Origin of the sequence: Nocardioides panzhihuensis (genome assembly GCF_013408335.1) — a bacterium.
In the GTDB taxonomy this organism is placed as follows: domain Bacteria; phylum Actinomycetota; class Actinomycetes; order Propionibacteriales; family Nocardioidaceae; genus Nocardioides; species Nocardioides panzhihuensis.
The window spans coordinates 3,756,885-3,775,711 of sequence record NZ_JACBZR010000001.1 but is presented as its reverse complement, the minus strand read 5'-3'; the positions used below and the strand labels follow the sequence as shown (position 1 = coordinate 3,775,711).

The 18,827-nt window shown below is 65.8% G+C and carries 17 protein-coding genes; 8 read left to right on the top strand and 9 right to left on the bottom strand.

The window, feature by feature from the left end; genetic code table 11:
* Nucleotides 1-157: 157 nt before the first annotated feature.
* The 9 genes from BJ988_RS17865 to BJ988_RS31590 form a co-directional block, all read right to left on the bottom strand.
* The gene (locus tag BJ988_RS17865; RefSeq protein ID WP_179659240.1) at nt 158-1,129 is read right to left on the bottom strand and encodes a DUF2236 domain-containing protein; all 972 of its coding nucleotides are present in this window, start codon (nt 1,127-1,129) and stop codon (nt 158-160) included.
* A gap of 251 nt (nt 1,130-1,380) precedes the next feature.
* The gene (locus BJ988_RS17860; protein ID WP_179659238.1) at nt 1,381-2,832 is read right to left on the bottom strand and encodes an aldehyde dehydrogenase; all 1,452 of its coding nucleotides are present in this window, start codon (nt 2,830-2,832) and stop codon (nt 1,381-1,383) included.
* Between the two features lie 118 nt (nt 2,833-2,950).
* Nucleotides 2,951-4,000, bottom strand: coding sequence for a hypothetical protein (locus tag BJ988_RS17855; RefSeq protein ID WP_179659237.1), 1,050 nt, complete (start codon nt 3,998-4,000; stop codon nt 2,951-2,953).
* Between the two features lie 86 nt (nt 4,001-4,086).
* On the bottom strand, nt 4,087-4,998 hold the full coding sequence (locus BJ988_RS17850; RefSeq protein WP_179659235.1) for a fumarylacetoacetate hydrolase family protein: 912 nt from the start codon (nt 4,996-4,998) through the stop codon (nt 4,087-4,089).
* Nucleotides 4,999-5,057: 59 nt separating this feature from the next.
* Entirely contained in the window at nt 5,058-6,290 is a 1,233-nt protein-coding gene (locus BJ988_RS17845; protein ID WP_179659234.1) for an FAD-dependent oxidoreductase, read from the bottom strand.
* 1 nt (nt 6,291) lies between these two features.
* Nucleotides 6,292-7,386 (bottom strand): cupin domain-containing protein, encoded by a 1,095-nt coding sequence (locus BJ988_RS17840; RefSeq protein ID WP_179659233.1) that lies wholly within the window; start codon nt 7,384-7,386, stop codon nt 6,292-6,294.
* Nucleotides 7,387-7,509: 123 nt separating this feature from the next.
* Complete coding sequence (locus tag BJ988_RS17835; RefSeq protein WP_179659232.1) at nt 7,510-8,484, bottom strand: MarR family winged helix-turn-helix transcriptional regulator; 975 nt, start codon at nt 8,482-8,484, stop codon at nt 7,510-7,512.
* A gap of 103 nt (nt 8,485-8,587) precedes the next feature.
* Entirely contained in the window at nt 8,588-9,928 is a 1,341-nt protein-coding gene (locus BJ988_RS17830; RefSeq protein WP_179659231.1) for an MFS transporter, read from the bottom strand.
* Between the two features lie 130 nt (nt 9,929-10,058).
* On the bottom strand, nt 10,059-10,793 hold the full coding sequence (locus BJ988_RS31590; protein ID WP_179659230.1) for a helix-turn-helix domain-containing protein: 735 nt from the start codon (nt 10,791-10,793) through the stop codon (nt 10,059-10,061).
* Nucleotides 10,794-10,896: 103 nt separating this feature from the next.
* On the opposite strand from BJ988_RS31590, the gene BJ988_RS17820 reads away from it, so the two are divergent.
* From BJ988_RS17820 to BJ988_RS17785, 8 genes are all read left to right on the top strand, one after another.
* A complete protein-coding gene (locus tag BJ988_RS17820; RefSeq protein ID WP_179659229.1) occupies nt 10,897-12,045 on the top strand; it encodes an aromatic ring-hydroxylating dioxygenase subunit alpha in 1,149 nt (382 codons plus the stop codon).
* Nucleotides 12,042-13,022: a 2Fe-2S iron-sulfur cluster-binding protein gene (locus tag BJ988_RS30560; protein ID WP_179659228.1), complete on the top strand. Its 981-nt coding sequence runs from the start codon at nt 12,042-12,044 to the stop codon at nt 13,020-13,022. Before BJ988_RS17820 ends, BJ988_RS30560 begins: the two co-directional genes overlap by 4 nt.
* A gap of 252 nt (nt 13,023-13,274) precedes the next feature.
* Nucleotides 13,275-14,390 (top strand): S-(hydroxymethyl)mycothiol dehydrogenase, encoded by a 1,116-nt coding sequence (locus tag BJ988_RS17810; protein ID WP_179659227.1) that lies wholly within the window; start codon nt 13,275-13,277, stop codon nt 14,388-14,390.
* The gene (locus BJ988_RS17805) at nt 14,390-15,055 is read left to right on the top strand and encodes an MBL fold metallo-hydrolase (protein WP_179659225.1); all 666 of its coding nucleotides are present in this window, start codon (nt 14,390-14,392) and stop codon (nt 15,053-15,055) included. Before BJ988_RS17810 ends, BJ988_RS17805 begins: the two co-directional genes overlap by 1 nt.
* Before the next feature lie 456 nt (nt 15,056-15,511).
* Nucleotides 15,512-15,799, top strand: a complete 288-nt coding sequence (locus tag BJ988_RS17800) for a helix-turn-helix transcriptional regulator (RefSeq protein WP_179659224.1) — start codon at nt 15,512-15,514, stop codon at nt 15,797-15,799.
* Nucleotides 15,799-16,452, top strand: coding sequence for a tyrosine-type recombinase/integrase (locus BJ988_RS17795; protein WP_179659222.1), 654 nt, complete (start codon nt 15,799-15,801; stop codon nt 16,450-16,452). Before BJ988_RS17800 ends, BJ988_RS17795 begins: the two co-directional genes overlap by 1 nt.
* Entirely contained in the window at nt 16,431-17,093 is a 663-nt protein-coding gene (locus BJ988_RS17790) for a tyrosine-type recombinase/integrase (protein ID WP_179659221.1), read from the top strand. The genes BJ988_RS17795 and BJ988_RS17790 overlap by 22 nt, the downstream gene beginning before the upstream one ends.
* A gap of 602 nt (nt 17,094-17,695) precedes the next feature.
* Complete coding sequence (locus BJ988_RS17785; protein ID WP_179659219.1) at nt 17,696-18,826, top strand: cupin domain-containing protein; 1,131 nt, start codon at nt 17,696-17,698, stop codon at nt 18,824-18,826.
* Nucleotide 18,827 lies beyond the last annotated feature (1 nt).

Sequence of the window (18,827 nt, the reverse complement as noted above, 5' to 3'; positions counted from 1 at the left end):
TTCGAGAGTTCCATGGTGCGGGTTCTGGACGTTGTGACCGATGACCGCGCCCTACGTGGATCGTGCCACCGTCTTCTCCTTCAACGGGCTGGCTGAAGGGCTTGCCGTACTGGCGGCTTGACGGCTTCCGCACGGTAACGCGCGTCGCCGTGCGTCCCTACAGCGAAGTCGCCTGTTGGGCGGCGGGGTTGCCCGTGGCGGGTCGGTGAGGGCACAGGCCGGTCATCGCCCCATTCGGGCCGCTGCGCCCAGCCTTTCGGTGGACGGCGGCGTCGACGCCTGACCCTTGACTTTCGGCCGACGTCGCGCGGCGTCGGTCCAACAGAGTCTCGTGAGGGTCGCGAGCGATATAGGTCGAGAAGACGATCCCGGACCACATGAACGCCCGAGCGGCGACGGCGAGCGGCCAGGGCGCGGGTTTGATGTCGTGTGCCCTGCGCACGTGTGGCGAGAGGAACGTCGTGATGAGTGCCCTGCCGAACGGTCGAAGAGGACGCGGGAACCATGTGCAGGCGAAGTTCTCGATGGCCGAGATGGTCGACTCGTGCCCCGCCGCGTGGACGGGCCATGGGCGTTCCTGGTAGCTCTCGACCAGCTCGACCATGGCGTCGAAGTCTGTTGGGAATCCGCTGAGGTCGCTGGCCTTCTCGCCGGTGGTGCCGAGGGTGAAGTGGTCGGCCAGTTGGGACCAGAATATCCAGGCCGCGCGTTTCTGCTTGGCCGTGAAGCCCGGGAGCCGCAGTTGCAGTGCAGCGGTGTGGAAGAGGGTCGCGTTGAGGCAGAGGATGTAGATGTAGTCGTCGGACTGGGCGAACCCCTCGGGATAGGTACGCGCGAAGTGGGCGTGGTACTTGTTGACTGTGTCGACCGACGCAATGGTCACGGCATCGCTGGGCCCGTGTTCGAACCACATCATGAGGTGGTCGACGGAGTCGTCGCGGCGGCGATTCGGCTCTGTGTTGTAGGTCCCTTTGCCTTCGCGCCACACGGAGTCGATGACCGCTGGCGCGATGCCCGCGGCGGGAGTGCCTACCGCGTAGAACCAGGCCAGCTGGAGGTCGTTGACCCGATAGAGGGTGCTGAGGCGGACGATCTCCGCGTAGTCGGTCTCGGGGTTCAGTTCGCTCATCCGATGGTCGATCCACTTGCGTCGGCGGCGATTCGCACCACGGCTGGCGGCTGGCTTCGTCATCTGTCGTCCCTTCCTGAGGCAGACGAGGTCTGGATGTGTTGGCGGTGTCGGAGGTGATGGTGAGTCCGAGGTGACAACGGGTCTGGGGCTTCGGGCCCAGGATGGGTTGAGCGCCTGAACGTTGCGATGGTCTGTCCGGGGCACAGCTGCGAGCGACCGAGCTCTGCCCCGGACGTTTGGGGCCACCGTCAGTCGAAGCGGTAGACCGACTTCAGTGCCTGGTACGCGGCGAGGCCCTCTGGTCCGAACTCCCTGCCGATACCACTGGCCTTGACGCCACCGAACGGCCCCTGGGGGTCGGGAAGGTAGCCGTTGATGCCGATGGTGCCGGTCTGGACGGCGTTCGCGACGGTTGTCGCCCGCTCCGGATCGGTGGACCACACGCTGCCGCCCAGGCCGTAGTCGGAGTCGTTGGCGATCGCGATGGCCTCCGCGTCGTTGCCGTAGGGGATGACCGAGAGCACGGGTCCGAAGATCTCCTCCCGGGCGACCGCGGCGTTGTTGTCGAGGTCGGCGAACAGGGTCGGGCGGACGAACCATCCGCGGTCCAGACCGTCGGGCCGCCCGGTGCCACCGACGACCACGCGGGCGCCGTCGGCAGCTCCGCGCTCGATGTAGCCGTGTACCCGGTCGCGCTGAACGCTGCTGGCCATCGGGCCGATGAGCGTGGACTCGTCGAGGCTGTCGCCGACTAGGGCTCCGCTCATGAGAGCAGCGAACGCGTCGACGACCTCCTCGTACCGGTTTCGGGGTGCCAGCACGCGGGTGCCGAGGAAGCACACCTGTCCGTTGTTGGCCAAGGTCGCGGCGAACAGCGACTGCCCGACCTTCGCCAGATCGAGGTCGGCGTCGTCGAGGACGATCGCTGCGGACTTGCCGCCGAGCTCGAGGGAAACCGGCCGGAGCAGGCTTGCGCATGCCTGAGCGACGGCGCGGCCGCCGGCGGTCGAGCCGGTGAAGGCGACCTTGTCGATGCCGGGGTGGGAGACCAGGTAGGCCCCCAGTTCACGTCCGCCGGGAATGATGCTGATGACGCCCTCGGGAACGCCCGCCGCGACAGCGGCGTCCGCGAGCAGGTAGGCGTCCAGGACCGTTTCCGGGGACGGCTTGATCACGATGGTGCAGCCAGCCGCGAGGCCTGGGCCTACCTTGGTGGCGGTCAAGGTCTGGGGCACGTTCCACGGGATGATCGCGGCGACGACACCGATGGGGCTGCGGCGGACGGTGACGGTGCTGGCCAGGATCCCGTCGCGCACTTCTTCGACCTGCTGCTTGCGGATCAGGTCGGCGTAATAGCGGAAGAGCAGCGGGGGGAAGCTCTCGAGCTGACGTGCGATGGCGATCGGCATGCCGTTCTGGGCCGAGACGGCGGCGTAGATCTGTTCGGCGCGCTTCTCGTACTCCTCCGCGAGGCGGTCTAGGACCTCAGCACGCCGTGCCGGGTCCCAGGTCGACCAGCCGTTGGGGTCATCGAAAGCGCGGCGAGCCGAGGCCACGGCAGCGTCCACATCGGTCGTCGAGGCCTCCGGGACCGACCCGATGATCTCTTCGGTCGATGCAGACCGGACGGTGATGCGGTTGTTGGTGGCCGGGGCGGTCCAGCCGCCGCCGATGAGGAGCTGAGTGTGATCTGTGGTCATGTCGGTCTTCCTTGGCAGTGGTGTGTGGTGATGTTGGCGAGGTTGAGCGGTTGGTGTGACCTGAGAGCCTGCGTCCGGTTGAGTGCCGTGCCTGCAGCGGGAGATGCGCCGGTCGGCGCTAGGAGGCGCCTACCTCTCTCAGGGTGCGGTCCGCCTCGTCCACCGCTGTGGTGGCGGAGGTCTCGCCCTGAGCAGATGCCGAGGTGTCGACGGCATGGACAGGGCACGCGGAGATATCGGCGTGAGCGCGCGTCTTCTTCTCCCGCCACGTGAGCGGGCGCACGCGGCCCGTCTCCTCTTTGCGCTGCCGGTGGATCTCCGGGAGGGAGAGCTCAGGGTCCGGCGCGATCTTCTCGCTCATGACGAGGCCGAACTTGAACCCGGCTCGGACCAGGCGTTGGATGATCGGGTTCGGTCGCTTGATTCCGTGAGCAGCGAACACGAAGTCCGGGTAGAGCGAGGTGACCATCTGCTTGGCGAGCGGGTGCAGGAGTGTTGGGAAGTACCGCTCCGCGAAGGGACGCAGGACGACGTCGGCGACCTGTGCCCCCATCGGGTTGGATGGCCAGTTCTCGTTCTCGTACCAGTCCATGTAGGCATTGATGCCGGCGAAGTCAGCCGGAAAGCCCTCCAGGGGCTTGTTCTCTTCGCCGCCGGCGTTCTCGAACAGAGCCGCCATTCGGGACCAGAACTCCCAGGACGCGACCTGCAGGCGCTCATCGAATCCTTTCATCCCGATGCTGAGCCGGAGGCGATGCATCATCGCGGCCTCGTAGCACAGGGTGTAGACGTAGTCCTCGTTGAACGTGAAGCGCCCCGGGTACTGCCGCGCCCAGTAGCTGTGGAGGTTGTTGAGCGACTTCACCGAGCGCTGGGTCGCTGGGTCATCGGGGCCCTTCTCCCACCACACGAGCATGTGACGCGAGGTGTCGTCCATGCGCTTGTTCGGGTCGGTGTAGATCTTGCCCGTCCCGTCGCGGAGAACCGCCTGTGCCCCGCGCAGCGGAGCGATGAACCGGGGGAAGGTGATGGCGTATACCCAGTCCAGCAGGAAGTCGTTGACGTAGTAGATACTCGACAACGCCCAGATCCTGGCGTAGTCGGTACGCGGATCGAGGCTCGCCATCTCGTCGGCGATCCACTTGCGCGGCTTGGTTCTCTTCCCCATCGCGGACTCCTTGCATGCTTGGGCTTAGGTTTGCGAACGTTCTTCGAGCGACCCATCACGGGTCGACGACGGTGCTTCGAGGTCGTTCAGCGCTGCCGGACGGCGGTGACCTCGGCGGGTGGCTTCGGACCCCGGTTTGCCCCGAGGGTGGGGCACTTGACGGCGTCCTGGGCGCTCACCGTGGCCTCGAGGCGGCCGATGCTGGTGATCTCAACGGCGATGCTGTCGCCGTCACCGACTTGGCCGACCCCTGCCGGAGTTCCGGTCGTGACGATGTCGCCGGCGTTCAGGGTCATGACAGAGCTGACGTACTCGAGGAGAGCCGGGACTCCCCAGATCAGGTCCGAGATGTCGGCATCCTGACGCAGCTCGCCGTTGACCCAGGTCTGCAGACGGAGGTCGGAAAGGGAGCCGACCTCGTCCGGGGTGACCAGGTAGGGGCCGACGGGGCTGAACGTGTCGAAGGACTTGCGGGTGGAACGGTCCTCGCCGCCACGCATGGTCATGTCGAGAAGGCAGGTGTATCCGGCGATGTAGGAGGCGGCGTCGTCAGCGGAGATGTTGCGGGCCGTTCTTCCGATGACGAATGCGAGCTCACCTTCTTGGTCGAAACGTCGGTCGACGTACGGCAGTTTGACCGTCTGACCTGTCGCGATCACCGAAGACGGCGCCTTGAGGAACACCCCGAGCGCATCGATGTGGGCGTCCTCGTTCATCTCGGCCTTGTGGTCGAAGTAGTTGACCGGAGCAGCGACGACCTTGGTCGGATCGGTGACGACCGGCAGCAGCTCGACTTCACTCACAGGGAACCCCGGCAGGCCGAGGAGGTCGTCGGCTGCTCCCGGCAGGTTCCCGTCGTGCTCGAGCAGGAGTCGACGGAGGGCGCTCAGGCCCGAGGTATCGCCCGGCAGGCGGGTGCCGAGGTCCATGACACGGTCACCGACAAGGGCGCCGACGGACTCGTTGCCGGCTCGGGTGCGGAAGCTGAGGTACTTCATGTTCGTCCTTCTGGGTCGATCGGTGGAGGGCGGTTCGTCGTGTTTGGGATCGCCGGGCGCTAGGAGGCCGCGACCGCTGCCGCGCGACTTGGAGGGCTCTCCAGCAGGGTGGAGTCGCGTTCGGCGTAGAGCCAGTCGAGGTCGTCGTAGTCGTCGGCGTCGCGCATGCGGAACACTCGATTGCGCAGCGCGAGAAGGGTGGGGTCCTCGGTGTGCCAGAGGGCGCCCCACGGCCGGGCCACGGTCTGGCACTGGGATGCCACGGGCCGGCGGACCTGTTCGTAACTCTTGAACGCGAGCGTGTGGTCGTGGGGGTGCTGCTGGAGGGCAGCGCCGAGCTCGAGGGCGTCTTCGAGGGCTTGGCAGGCGCCTTGGCCGAGGTATTGAAGCATCGCGTGAGCGGCGTCGCCGATCAGGACTGAGCGATCTGTGCTCCAGTTCGCTAGCGGAGCTCGGTCGCATACGGGCCAGCCGCGGGAGGTGTCGATGAGGGCCACGGACCTCTTGACCTCATCGCATGCGCGCGTGAAGGCTGCCTCGAGCTCGTCTTGGTCACCGACAGGCTCGGTGCGGCCCGCCGGCCGCTCGTAGACGGCGACCTGGTTGTACATCGTGCCGCTGCGCACCGGGTATTGCATGAGGTGCATCCCGGGCCCGATCCACAGCAGCACCTCGTCGCTGGAAACTTCTCCAGGTACGTCCTCGATCGAGATCGCCCCGCGGTAGGCGACATGACCACTGAAAGTCGGGTCGCTGTCATCGATCAGGTGCCGTACCCGCGAGCGAATGCCATCCGCACCAACCAGCAGGTTCGCGCGGTAGGTCTCCCCGTCGGCGAATTCGACCTCAGCCGCGTCAGACGTCTCCCGTGCAGCGATGACGGTGCGATTGTTCTCCAGCACGATCCTCGGCTCGGCGTGGCACGCTGCCAGGAGAGCATCGAGGACGTCGCGTCGGTGCGCGACGACGTAGGGGTAGCCGTAGCGTTGCCGGAAGGTCTCGCCGAAGTCGAGCACGGTAAGGGTTGACCCGTCGACAGCGTCTCGGAACACCCCGCGCGACGGGAAGACTGCTGACTGGGCTACCGCGTCGTACACGCCCAGCCGGTCGAAGGCGCGCATGGCGTTGGGTCCGAGCTGGAGACCCGCGCCGATCTCGCCGAACTCGGGTGCCTGCTCGACGAGGCGAACCTGTCGCCCGGCGCGCGCGGCCGAGAGGGCGGTTGCGAGTCCTCCAATACCTCCTCCGACGACCAGGATGTCGGCCGCCGGGATCGAGAGTCCCTTACTCATCTCAGGCTACCTTCCGGCGGAAGAGCCCGAGCGCTTCGAGAACGGGCGCGTCGCTGGTCGTGAAGATGTCGAGGGTGCTGGTCGCTTCCAACTGGTGCTCGCACCAGGAAGGCACGACAAAGACGTCCCCCGGGGCCAGCGACAGCTCCTGTCCGCCGAGCTGAACGGTTCCGGTGCCATCAAGTACTGCGCACACGCGAGTTCCGGTTTGCTGGTCGGTCGCGGTCGTGTGCCCTCCGACAACGCGACGCATTTCGCACCGCAACGTGGGCATGACATCTCGGTCGCGGGTGGGGTCGCGGTATCGCAACTCAGCCTGTTGGCCGTCACCGAACTCCAGGAGCGAGTTCAAGGTGGCGTCGGTCTCAGCCCAGCGGTACACAGTCAGCGGCGAGTGCGGGCGATCGTGGACAGCAGCACTCACCCCGGTAGGAACGAGGCCCGGTCCCTGGCCGAAACGTCGCTCCGCCGCCGACCGTGGCGAGACGGACTGGTCGGCTTCCTCGGACGGTCCCTCCTCGAAGAACACCGCGTCCAGCGCGGCGACCATCGGTAGGTCCAGGACATCGAGCCACATCATCGGAGCGCTGCTCGGGTTGTGGTGCTCGTGGTAGACCCAGGACGGGGTCAGAATGAGGTCACCGCGGCTCATGGCAACAGGATCACCATCAAGCAACGTGTACACACCATCTCCGTCGAGCACGAAGCGAAGCGCCCCGGGAGTGTGCCGATGCGCCGGTGCGACCTCGGCGGCCTGGAGGAACTGCACCGCCGCCCACAGGGTGCCCGAGATGAAGGGCGCTCCACCTAGGCCGGGATTGCTCATGGCCAGGACCCGACGGTCCCCGCCGCGGTCGATGGGTACGAGTTCGCCGGCACGCGCAGCTAGTTTCTGCAGGTTATCGGCGCTCCAGCGGTATGGGACGGCCTTGACGACCGGGGTGGGTGTCAGTAGACCACTCATCTCCCAGAGAGGCTGAAGGTGGGCCTGCTCGATGTCGCCGTAGTAGGCATCGAGGTCGGGTTCGGCGGCGCGATAACGCAACTGCTTCCTCGCTTTCGGTGTAGGTGCCCAGCATCCCGATGTGGCGGACATCACGGACAATAGTACGTGTACGGACTATATGCAATGAGTTGCCGGAATTCCAACGCTGCCGGTCGACGCGACTGATACGAGGCGGACGCGGAGGCCGACGCGCTCTCCGCTCGCTCGCTCGGACTAGCTCGGGTTGTTGGTAAGCGAAGCTTGCGGCGCGATGTCCGGCGTTGCATCAGACGGACCGGCGGTGGAGGTCGCGGCTTTCAACGCTGCGGTTGGCGTATCGACGCTGGCAACCAGACGCATCCACGCGATGAAGCGATCCTGGTCGCCGGGGGCGAGAGGGCCCAGGACATGGCGCTGAACGTCGCGGACAGGCTCCCGCAGGAGCCGGACCGCCGTTGTCGCTGGTGCGGTCACTCGAACTGGCCGGCTACGGCGATCCTTGGCGTTCTCGACCGGCTCCAACCACCCCTTGTCGATGAGTCGGCCGACGATCTCGCGCGTACTTGAAGAGTCCAACGAGGCCCAGCTACCGATCTCCGCTTGGGTGGCCACGCCTGCGGCGAGCACCGCGGCCAGGACGGCGTACTGCGGGCCGGTGACGTCACGGACCTGCGCGTTCCAGTACGCGGTGTGGAGCTGCTGTGCCCGTCGGATGAGGTAGCCCGGGGTTCGGGCCATCACGAGGGCGCGCTCTTCGATGCGCTGCTCTCCGATGTCAGACTCGTCAAGTCGAGCCACCCGACCGAGAACATCAAGGAAGTCGTCGCGTTCCTGCTCGGGCAGTGGTGACAGCAGTTCGTCCTGGACACGGCGCGCTCCTATGGTGAGACTGGGAAGTTCTCGCCGGCCCTTCGCTGTCAACTCGAGCAATCGTCGGCGTCGGTCTCCGGGGTCGCGCACGCGCTCGAGCCACCCCCCGGAGACCAGCCGTGTCACGATGGCCGCTGCGGTCGATTTGTCCAATGACGCGAGCTCCCCGGCCCGCTTCTGGTCCAGCCCCTCCCAGCCGGCCACGGTCACCAGCACCGCGTACTGCGGCCCGGTCACCTCGGCGACGATCCGGCTCCATGCCTCTGTGTGGACCTGCTGGGCGCGGCGCAACAGGTGCCCAGGAGAGCTCAAGCGGTCAACGAGACCGGGCTCGTTCATCTGTCTGCACCTCCTGCATGCCCATCGCCGTGTTCGACTCGAAGGAACCACACCTTAGCGGCGACCGCCGACGGTACTCGTGTTCGTATCGCCGCGGCGCCACCTACCCGATAGTCCGGGTCGGCTCCTCGCGCAAGAACAGCAACGCGCCAAAGCTGATGGCGCCCAGGCCTGCCATGTACAACGCGATCGGCCACGACTCGTGGTAGGCCGCGAACAAGGAGGTGGCGATCGATGGCGCGAACGCGCCTCCGAGCACAGACCCAACCTGGTAGGCCAGCGATGCACCGCTGTAGCGCACCTGGACGGGGAACAGGTCCGCCACGAGTGCTGCCTGGGGCCCGGCCATCGTTGCGACGGCGACGGCGGCGACCGTCATGGCAAGCAGCATCGCCGCGACGTTCCCGGAGTCGACGAGCGCGAAGAACGGGAATGCCCACGCCGCAACCAGGAGGGCGCCTGCCAGGAACACTCGCTTGCGTCCGAACCTTTCTGCAGCGACGGCGGAGAGGCCGACCGCGATCAGCCACGCAACGCTGGCGCCGACGATGACCCAGAGCACCGTTCGGGGCGCGTGTCCCAAGACGCCGGAGCCGTAGGAGAGCATGTAGACCAGGATCAGATACCCGAGCGCCGGAGCGGCTACCGAGGCTGCGCTGGCGAGCATGAGATTCCAGGGGTGCGACCGCACCACCTCGACCATCGGCGCCCTCTCTACCTCGCTCCGACTCTGCACGCCGGCGAACTCGGGGCTCTCCTCGATCTTCAGTCGCAGGACCAGGCCGACGATGATGAGAATGGCGCTGAGCAGGAACGGCACCCGCCATCCCCATTGCGCGAACTCCTCGGGAGCGAGCTGCTGTGCCGCTACGATGAACGCCAGGTTTGCCAAGATGACTCCTGCGGGCAGGCCCATCTGGGGCAGCGCGCCGAAGATCGCTCGGCGCTTTCGCGGTGCGTACTCAACGGCCATCAACACCGCGCCTCCCCACTCGCCGCCCACGCCGAAGCCTTGAACGAGACGCAGGATGACCAGAAGTACCGGTGCGGCGATGCCGATGGCGTCATAGGTCGGCAGAAGACCGATGAGGACCGTCGCGACGCCCATCATCATCATCGACGTCACGAGCATCGACTTTCGTCCGACACGGTCGCCGAAGTGTCCCATCACGATGCCGCCGATCGGGCGCGCGATGAAACCGACCGCGAACGTGGCGAACGACGCGAGGGTCCCGGTCAGGGGGTCGACCTGGGGAAAGAACAGGGGGCCGAACACCAGCGCAGCTGCGCTACCGAAGATGAAGTAGTCGTACCACTCGATGGTGGTGCCGATCAGACTTGCCGCACCGACACGGCGCCGCTGGGCAGCGGTTGGGATCCGAGCTCCGGCATGCTCATGCGCGTCCGGGGCGGCGGGTGGTTCGGGATGATCGAGGTGACTCATGGGTTCCTCCGAGTTCTAGAAGATACGTGTACGGAGGACCATAGATAAGACGCATGTGACGCACAACACGCCGTTCTCAGATCTGTACTCGGGTACGAGGGTCGCAGGCGAGTGGCGGGCGTCGACTCCCTTAGCAGGGCGGGTGTGAGGCGAGCTCGTCCAGAGCGCCGACCCCGAGTACCTCCATGACTCTCAGGGCGCACACGAGATCGACCTCCGCCCCGTCCAGGGGGACGGGAAGGCGCTCCGTTAGCCGGTGCAGTCGATATACGACCGTGTTGCGATGGACGTGCTGTTGCTCTGCGACGTGGCGCAGACTTCGACCTGCCGTCAGATACGCCGCGAGCGTCTGTCGGTCTTGTGATGCAGCTGCCGAGTCCTCGGCCAACGGCCCCAGAACTGCGTGGACGAACGACCTGGCGCGCGCCGGATCTTGGGCGAGCGAGGAGACCAAGGCGGCTATACGCCAACTGTCTGCCCGCGTCGCGGCCTGCCCTGCGAGCCATCCGGCGACCAGCACCGAGATCCGAAGGCCCTGGTGTCCTGGCAGGGCTGGCCCGGCTCCCAACGCCGCTCCACCCGCCGAGACCGATCGGGCTACGTCACCCCACAGGCGCGTCTCCGCGTCTCCGGATGTGCGTCCCAGGTCAATCGCGAGAGCCGTCTGACTTGCGGTCGCGCCCAGCCGGCAGATGTGCGCCTCTTCTCCCTGTCGTGAGAGCCACGACCTCAAGACGTCCTCGCAGGCGCCGCTCCGGTCGCCCACTACCGCGATGTAGTGATGGTCGGGATGCACTGCGAATGCGCGGCAAATCGCAGAGAGCGAACGAAGCCACTCGGACTGACAGAGAGTCGCCGCGACCATGCCCGCTCCTCAATTTCCAGCAGATCGTCCGCTCAAACATTGACTATGTGAGCATGATCACGCCATGCTAGTACGTGTACGGAGCAAATGGGAAGGATTACGCATGACTGTCCGCAGCACCGACCACGGGCCCAAGCCCGAGGCCGACCTCGACGCGCTCACCGACATCGCGGCGAGCGAATGGCCAATGGACGCCTGGTACGCAGCGGCGTACGACACCGAAGTCGGTCGACAGTTGGCCCCGTTCAAGGTGGCCGGCTTGCCCGTGGTGCTCTACCGCACCCTTGCGGGTGTGCCGGTCGCCCTCGCAGATGCGTGCTGGCACCGCCTCGTTCCGCTGTCGATGGGCAAGCTCTGCGGCGACGACGTCGAGTGCGGCTATCACGGTATCCGCTACGACACCGAGGGCGGATGCACCTTCATGCCGGCGCAGAAGACCATTAACCCAAGTGCCGGCGTGCAGTCCTACCCGACCGTGGAGCGGCACCGCTTCGTGTGGGTATGGCCCGGAAATCCAAGCAAGGCTGACCCCGACCTGATCCCGGACATCCACTGGAACGACGATCCAGAGTGGGCCGCGGATGGCAAGGTCATCGAGGTCGACGCCGGGTATCAGCTCATCCTGGACAACCTGATGGACCTGACCCACGAAGAGTTCATCCACACCTCCAGCATCGGCAACGACGCGCTCAGCAACGCCGAGTTCGACACCGTCCACGACAAGGAGACCCGTCAGGTCACCGTCACCAGATGGATGCGAGACATCGAGCCGCCGCCGCTGTGGAAGAACCTGCTCAAGGTCAAGTACCCCGAGTACGACGGCCGCGTCGACCGGTGGCAGATCATCCGGTACCAGGCACCGGCCACCATCTGCATCGACGTCGGTGTCGCCATCGCAGGCACTGGCGCGCCCGAAGGCGACCGCAGCCAGGGCGTCAACGGGTACGTGCTCAACACCATGTGCCCCACCGGCCCAAAGACCGCTCGGTACCTGTGGGCTATCGCTCGCAACTTCGCCATCGACCGGCAGCGAGTGACCAACGAACTGCGCGAGGGCGTCAGCAAGGTGTTCTTCGAGGACGAGACGATGCTGAATGCGCAACAGCAGGCGATCGACACCAACCCCGGCTACGACTTCTACAACCTCAACATCGACGCGGGTGGCATGTGGGTGCGCCGGATGATCAAGGAGATGCTTGCGGCCGAGTCCGACCTGCCGCCCGCGAGCTCACAGGAGGCGGGACGGGAGTGAGCGCAACAAACCAGAAGCGTTGGTCGTGGGCAACTGTCGTCGACGTTCGCGACGAAGCCAAGGGAGTCCGGGCGATAACCCTGCGCTACGAGTCGCTGGTCCCTCGGCCCGATCCGGGCAGCCACATCGACGTCCGCGTGCCGATTCGAGAACGCATCGACACCCGCAGTTACTCGGTCGTGAGGCGCTCTGATCGTCACCCAGCAACGCTCACCATCGCCGTCCAACTCGCCGACAGGTCGCGAGGCGGTTCGGCATACATGCACACGCTGGAGACGGGCGCACGCCTGGCTATCACCCAGCCCCTCAACAACTTCAGCTACGCCGGGAGCCGGCGGCCCGTGCGTCTGCTCGCCGGTGGCATTGGAATCACGGCCCTCTTCGCGATGGCCCGCCAAGCAGCGATGGAGAACGCGGACTACACATTGACCTACGTCGGTCGGGAACCTGCACGGCTGGCATTCCTCGAGGAACTCGAGACCCTTCACGGGCACCGGTTCCAGGACCATCTGGACGACCGCGACGGGCGTTTCGACGTAGAGGCATGGGTGAGTGCTTGTCCAGCGGATGCAATGGCGTACATGTGTGGGCCGTTGCGCCTGATGGAAGCAGTGCGGGCATCCTGGGCAACTCAAGGACGGGACTCCCGCGATCTCCGGTTCGAGACGTTCGGTGCAAGCGGTCGCCACCCGAGTCAGTCCTTCACCGTCAAGCTCCCAACGCAGGGAGTCGAGATTGAGGTGCCGGCGGACCAGTCGATCCTTGACACCTTGGAATCCGCGGGCTTCGACATGATGTACGACTGCCGTAAGGGCGAGTGCGGCTTGTGCCAGGTCAAGGTTCTCGATCAGCGCGGCGGCCTGGATCACCGCGATGTCTTCTTCAGCGCTGAACAGCACACCGAAGGCCGCCTCTTGTGTACCTGTGTCACGCGCGCCTTCGGAGAAGGCGCGAGCGTCACGCTCGAGCTTCCCTGACGGCGAGCGACGTCTCCGCAGCGGCCGTCCCCGCCGAGTTGTGCCGCGCGACCCGAACCCGCCGGACCAGCTCGCTCCGGTCCGGTGTCTATCTGGTGCCTGTTCCGAGCGGAGCGAGCACGTCTGTGAGATAGCGCGCTCAACGGAATGTCAGCCCCATTCCGATCGCAAGCCCACTCTTTATGGCCCCCGCTGGGCGCCGCCATACCGAGGCGGCGTGTCAACGCCGGCCACCATCTCGAAAGGAAGCAAATGCCCCACACCGTACGAGCTGTTGTCGCCCGTGGGAAAGGTCAGCCCGTTGAGGTCGTCTCCATCAACGTCCCGGATCCGGGTCCGGGTGAGGCGCTGGTGAAGGTCCAGGCCTGCGGTGTCTGCCACACCGACCTGCACTATCGAGAGGGTGGCATCAACGACGACTTCCCATTCCTACTGGGACACGAGGCCTCTGGCGTTGTCGAGGCCGTGGGCGAGGGCGTTACCGGGGTCGCACCGGGTGACTTCGTGGTCCTCAACTGGCGCGCGGTCTGCGGCGAGTGCAGGGCCTGCAAGCGCGGCGACCTCCAGTACTGCTTCAACACCCACAACGCCACCCAGAAGATGACCTTGGCCGAGGGACCGGATTCCGGGGTCGAGCTGTCCCCGGCGCTCGGCATCGGCGCCTTCGCGGAGAAGACCTTGGTCGCGGCCGGACAGTGCACCAAGGTCGATCCAGACGCCCGACCAGCCGCCGTTGGGCTGCTCGGCTGCGGTGTCATGGCCGGCATCGGCTCGGCGATCAACACCGGTGCCGTGAGCCGCGGCAAGTCGGTCGCCGTCATCGGCTGCGGCGGCGTCGGCGTCGCTGCGATCGCCGGCTCCGCGTTGGTCGGCGCAAGCCCGATCATCGCTGTCGACATCGACCCCGAGAAGCTCAAAACGGCGAAGAAGATGGGCGCCACCCACACAATCGACTCGAGCCAGGCCGACGCCGTCGGGGAGATCAAACGAATCAGCGGCGAGTACTTCGACGGCGCCGACGGCGCCGACGTCGTCATCGACGCGGTCGGTCGCCCAGAGACCTGGAAGCAAGCGTTCTATGCCCGCGACCTCGCCGGCACCGTCGTTCTGGTCGGTGTTCCCACGCCGGACATGAAGATCCCCGACCTCCCTCTCATCGACGTCTTCGGCCGCGGGGGCGCACTCAAGTCCAGCTGGTACGGCGATTGCCTACCCAACCGTGATTTCCCGCTGCTTGTCGACCTCTACCGCCAGGGCCGCCTCGACCTCGACACGTTCGTCACCGAGGAGATCGGCATCGGCAACATCGAGGCAGCATTCGAGCACATGCACCACGGCGACGTGCTTCGCTCGGTGGTGGTGTTCTGATGACGGACCCCACTCGGGCCCGAGTGGACCACGGCGTCAGCAGCGGCACCTTCAGCCTCGACGGCCAGACCTTCGACGTCGACAACAACATCTGGGTAGTTGGCGACGACCGGGAGTGCATCGTGATTGACGCGCCCCACAATGTCGCCGACATCCTGGCTGTCGTCGGCCACCGCGAGGTCAAAGCGATCGTCTGCACCCACGCCCACGACGACCACGTGCGGGTCGCGCCGGCGCTGCGCGACGAGGTCGGCGCGCCGATCATGCTGCACCCCGACGACAAGCCGCTGTGGGAGCTCACACACCCCGAACGCCCCTGGGACGAGAGCTTGGTCGACGAGCAGCTGATCGAGGTCGGAGATACGACCCTGCAGGTACTGCACACACCTGGTCACGCACCGGGGGCGGTTTGCCTCTACGCACCCGACCTCGGGTGCATCTTCACCGGTGACACGCTCTTCAACGGTGGTCCCGGCGCTACCGGGCGGTCCTATTCCGACGAGAACCTCATCAAGGAGTCGATCCGAATGCGGCTCTTCGCGCTGCCCGACGACACTGTCGTGCACACCGGACACGGCGATGACACCACCATCGGTGCAGAGTCCAGGCGGCTGGGGCGCTTCCGGCGGCCGCGCCGTCTTCCAGGTGAAGAGGTAGCCCCGTAGCCTTTGGGATACCACGATGCCCCAGTTCGCTGGGTCTTGTGGTCACCGGTTCGAGTTGAAGCGCCCCGGTTTGATCCGGTAGCCAGAAGGTGGCCATAAAGTCGGCACGAGATCAGTCGAGAGGGCTCTGGCGGGGTCGAGGCGGGATGGTAACGTTGTGGACGTCAATGCCATCGACTCGACACATCGCTGCAGGTCAGGATGGTGTTGAGGCGAGAAGGATCGAACCAATTCGAACTGGCGAGCGTGGCCGAGGACGCTCCAGAGGGTCAGGGGTTCGAGTCCCCTCACCTCCACCGAAACACCAGGTCAGGGCCGTGTTCTGAATCCTAACTGAAGGATTTGAACATGGCCCTGACCCGTATTTGTCGCGTTTATCGTTCCGGTTTCGGAACCTCTGCGCGCTGTCTCGGACGGCTGCGAATCAGCTCGGAGACGGGCGTGCACCTCTGGTGCATGAAGACCTCCAGAGCTCTCACCACGACCGATGCTGGGCACGACGACGTCCGTGACAGTGAGGTCGACAACGTCGTCCATGGCGCCTTCGAGGCGTCCTATTCGATCAAGGATCTGGCCGCGGAGCTCGGGGTGCGTGTCCAGACGCTCTACGACCTGCGCACGCAGGGCCGCGGACCGGTCGGATTCCGGATCGGTCGCTGTCTACGATTCCGGCGCTCCGAGATCGACGCCTGGCTGGCCAGGCTCGAGGAAGAGGACGCCGATCGACACCGGGGCGATGCGTGATGGCCGGCCGCCCACGCATGGCGATCGGCACTCACGGTGACATCCACGTCAAGCGATTGGCGCCGCGGCGCTACCGTGCTCGATGCCGGGTCCGTGACGCTGACGGAAAGGTTCGCGAGGCCAAGGCCACCTCGCGTTCGCGCAACCAGGCAAAGGCGGTGCACCGGGAGCGGTTGAAGGAGCGCCTTGGATTCGGGGCGAGCGGCTTGCTCTCGCTGTCCAGCCCCTTCCCGGACCTGGCCAATCTGTGGCTCCAGGAGCTCGCCGGGCGTGATATCGCGAACAACACCAAGGAGAACTACCGCGATGACCTGCGGGTGCACGTGATGCCGTTCTTCGAGGCGTACACGCTCGGGGAGATCACAACCGGGCGGGTGGAGACGTTCCTGCAGCAGCAGTACGCAGTGTCGTACTCCATGGCCAAGCACTCGCGCACCTTGCTCAACCAGCTGTTCAAGTTCGCGATCCGAAACGACGGGATGGTGCGGAACCCGGTCGAGGCGACCCCGCCGCTGGCCAAGCCGAAGGGGAAGCCGCAGGCGCTCACGCCGGAGCAGATCGTGGCGATCCGGAAGGCGGCCAACGAGTGGCGTACGGGGCCAGGGGTGAAGGGCCCAAGCCCGATGGCAACGTGCGCGACGCGCTGGAGGTGATGCTCGGCACCGGGATGCGGCCGGGTGAGGCGCTGGCGTTCCGGCCGGTCGATGTGAGGGACGGGAAGAGCGGCATGGTTATCGAGATCTGCGGGACGCTGGTTTACGAGCAGGGCAAGGGCACCTTCCGGCAGGACCATCCCAAGACCCATGCGTCTCGCCGGCGGATCCCGGTGGCTGGGTTCGCCGCCGAGGTGATTCGGCGCCGACTCGAGGAGATGGGGCCGGGCGACCAGGAGAACACGGTCTTCCACAACCGCCGGGGCGGGGTGCTGAGCATGTACAACTTCAGGTGTACGTTCCGCGCTTTCCTCGAGCTCGCCGATCTGCAGGACTCTGGGATCTCACCGCGGTGGTATCGCCGCACCGTCGCGACCATCATCGCTCGGGAGCACGGTCTCGATGCGGCCGCCACCCACCTGGGTCACACCTCCAGCGCGATCACCGAGGGGTTCTACGTCGAGCCAGACGTAACCGTGCGGCACGAGGTCATGCTGGCGGTCCAGGCAACGGGTCGGGCAGAGGCACCAGACTTCTCGGTGCTTTTGCAGGGTCTGGACGAGGAGCAGGAGGACGTGCTTGACCGACTCGAGGAGGACGAGCCAAAAGATGGAAGCACCGCCGAGGCCGACGCGGCATGAGCGGCGTGGTGAGGAAAGCATCGAACAGAGCATCGGTACCACTGCTTACGCGGCTACGGAATGACGCACCACCGCAGCAGATTCGGACGTTTCGGTTCCAGGCTCCGACGGGAGGCCTGAACACGTCAGCCATCCCTACTTTTACTATCACCGAAGAGTGCTTCCAACAAACCTCTTTGCTGGGGGCAAACCCATGTCGAGAAGTGCTCCTCGACATGGGTGGCGCGGGTGAAGGCTGAGTTGGCCGCGGCGGAGGCGAAGTTGGCCAGTACCGACTCACCCTAGGGGTCGGTCCGGTAGCAGCCGTCCCCAGGCCAGTTTGTCGCGGTCGTCAGATGGGTGATGTCGTCGAACTCGAATTGATCCACGTGGCTTCAGTCGTGTCGGGATCCGCGGGCGGCCAGCGGGGTTGGCATACGTATCCTCGCCGCGCACGGAATCCGGAGCCGAGTCGTCCGGAGCCGGGACATTCATGCGGGACATTCATGGACGGGCTATCGGGAAGCTGGGTGAACAGCTCAATGATGGTGGTTGAGAGGCCTTGACGAGCCCGGGTACATACGTATACATTCGACGCCACTGAAGCTACGGGAGGATGTTGAGTGATCATCGAGGGATCAGAGCTTGCTCGTCGGACGATCCGGCGCGCGGACTACGTCAGCTGCAACCAGGCGTTCATCGACTGCAAGACGCCAGGGAGCGACACGAAGGAGAACTACTCGATCATCGGGCCGGGCGTGACCCAGAGCGCCGAACAGGTTGTGAACCTCAGGGAGCCCCACGGATTCAACATCGGCGCGGCCGCGATGCCGGACGGCGTCGTCAACAACCTGCACCTCCACTTCACTGCCGAGGTGTTCCTCAACTGGCAGGGCAGCTGGCGCGTGCGATGGGGTGCGGACGGTTCGGACGGTGAGTTCCTGTGCGAAGAGGGCGACATCGTCAGCGTCCCGACGTGGATCTTCAGAGGATTCACCAACGTGGGCGGAGACTACGGTTGGTTGTTCACCATCCTCGGACTCGACAACACCGGTGGCATCATCTGGGGCCCCTCCGTGCTTCGTGAAGCGGCGGAGCACGGTCTCTACCTGACGGTCGACAACCAGCTCGTCGACACCGATGCGGGTGACCCGCGGCCGGACGATGCGGAGCTGGTCCCGCCGATGCCTCAGGCCGAGATCGACCGGCTGCGCCGTTGGACCGCCGAGCAGATGGAGGAGCGGGTCGTCAGGCAGCGGGATCTGTCGTGGAGCCAACGACCGTTCCTGTGCAGCGACCTCCCCGGAGGTGGCGCCGAGCTGGCGACGGTCATCGGATATGGCATGACCGAGGACCGCGACCAGATCCCGCCGATCCACTACCCGCACAGCTTCAACGCGGCCTGGCTTCGTGCGACGACAGGCGAGGGCATGCTGCGCCATCGACATGAGGAGACGCAGGTCCTCATGGGATACCGCGGTCGGTGGCAGATCGTGCTCAACGAGGGCGGCGACGAGATCGAGATCGAGCTCGAGCCCTACGACACCGTGTCGGTGCCGAGCGGTGCCTGGCGGCGTTTCGTCGCTCTGGACGACGAGGCGCAGATGCTCATCGTGAACAGCGGTGACGGACGGGTCCGACTGGAGTGGCCGGCTGAGGCGGCACGGCATGCTCTGGACAAGGGATACGCCCCCGACGCCGCGGGGTACGTTGCCCCTTGGGACGTCGTTCGCTACTCCACGCTCGACGACTGAG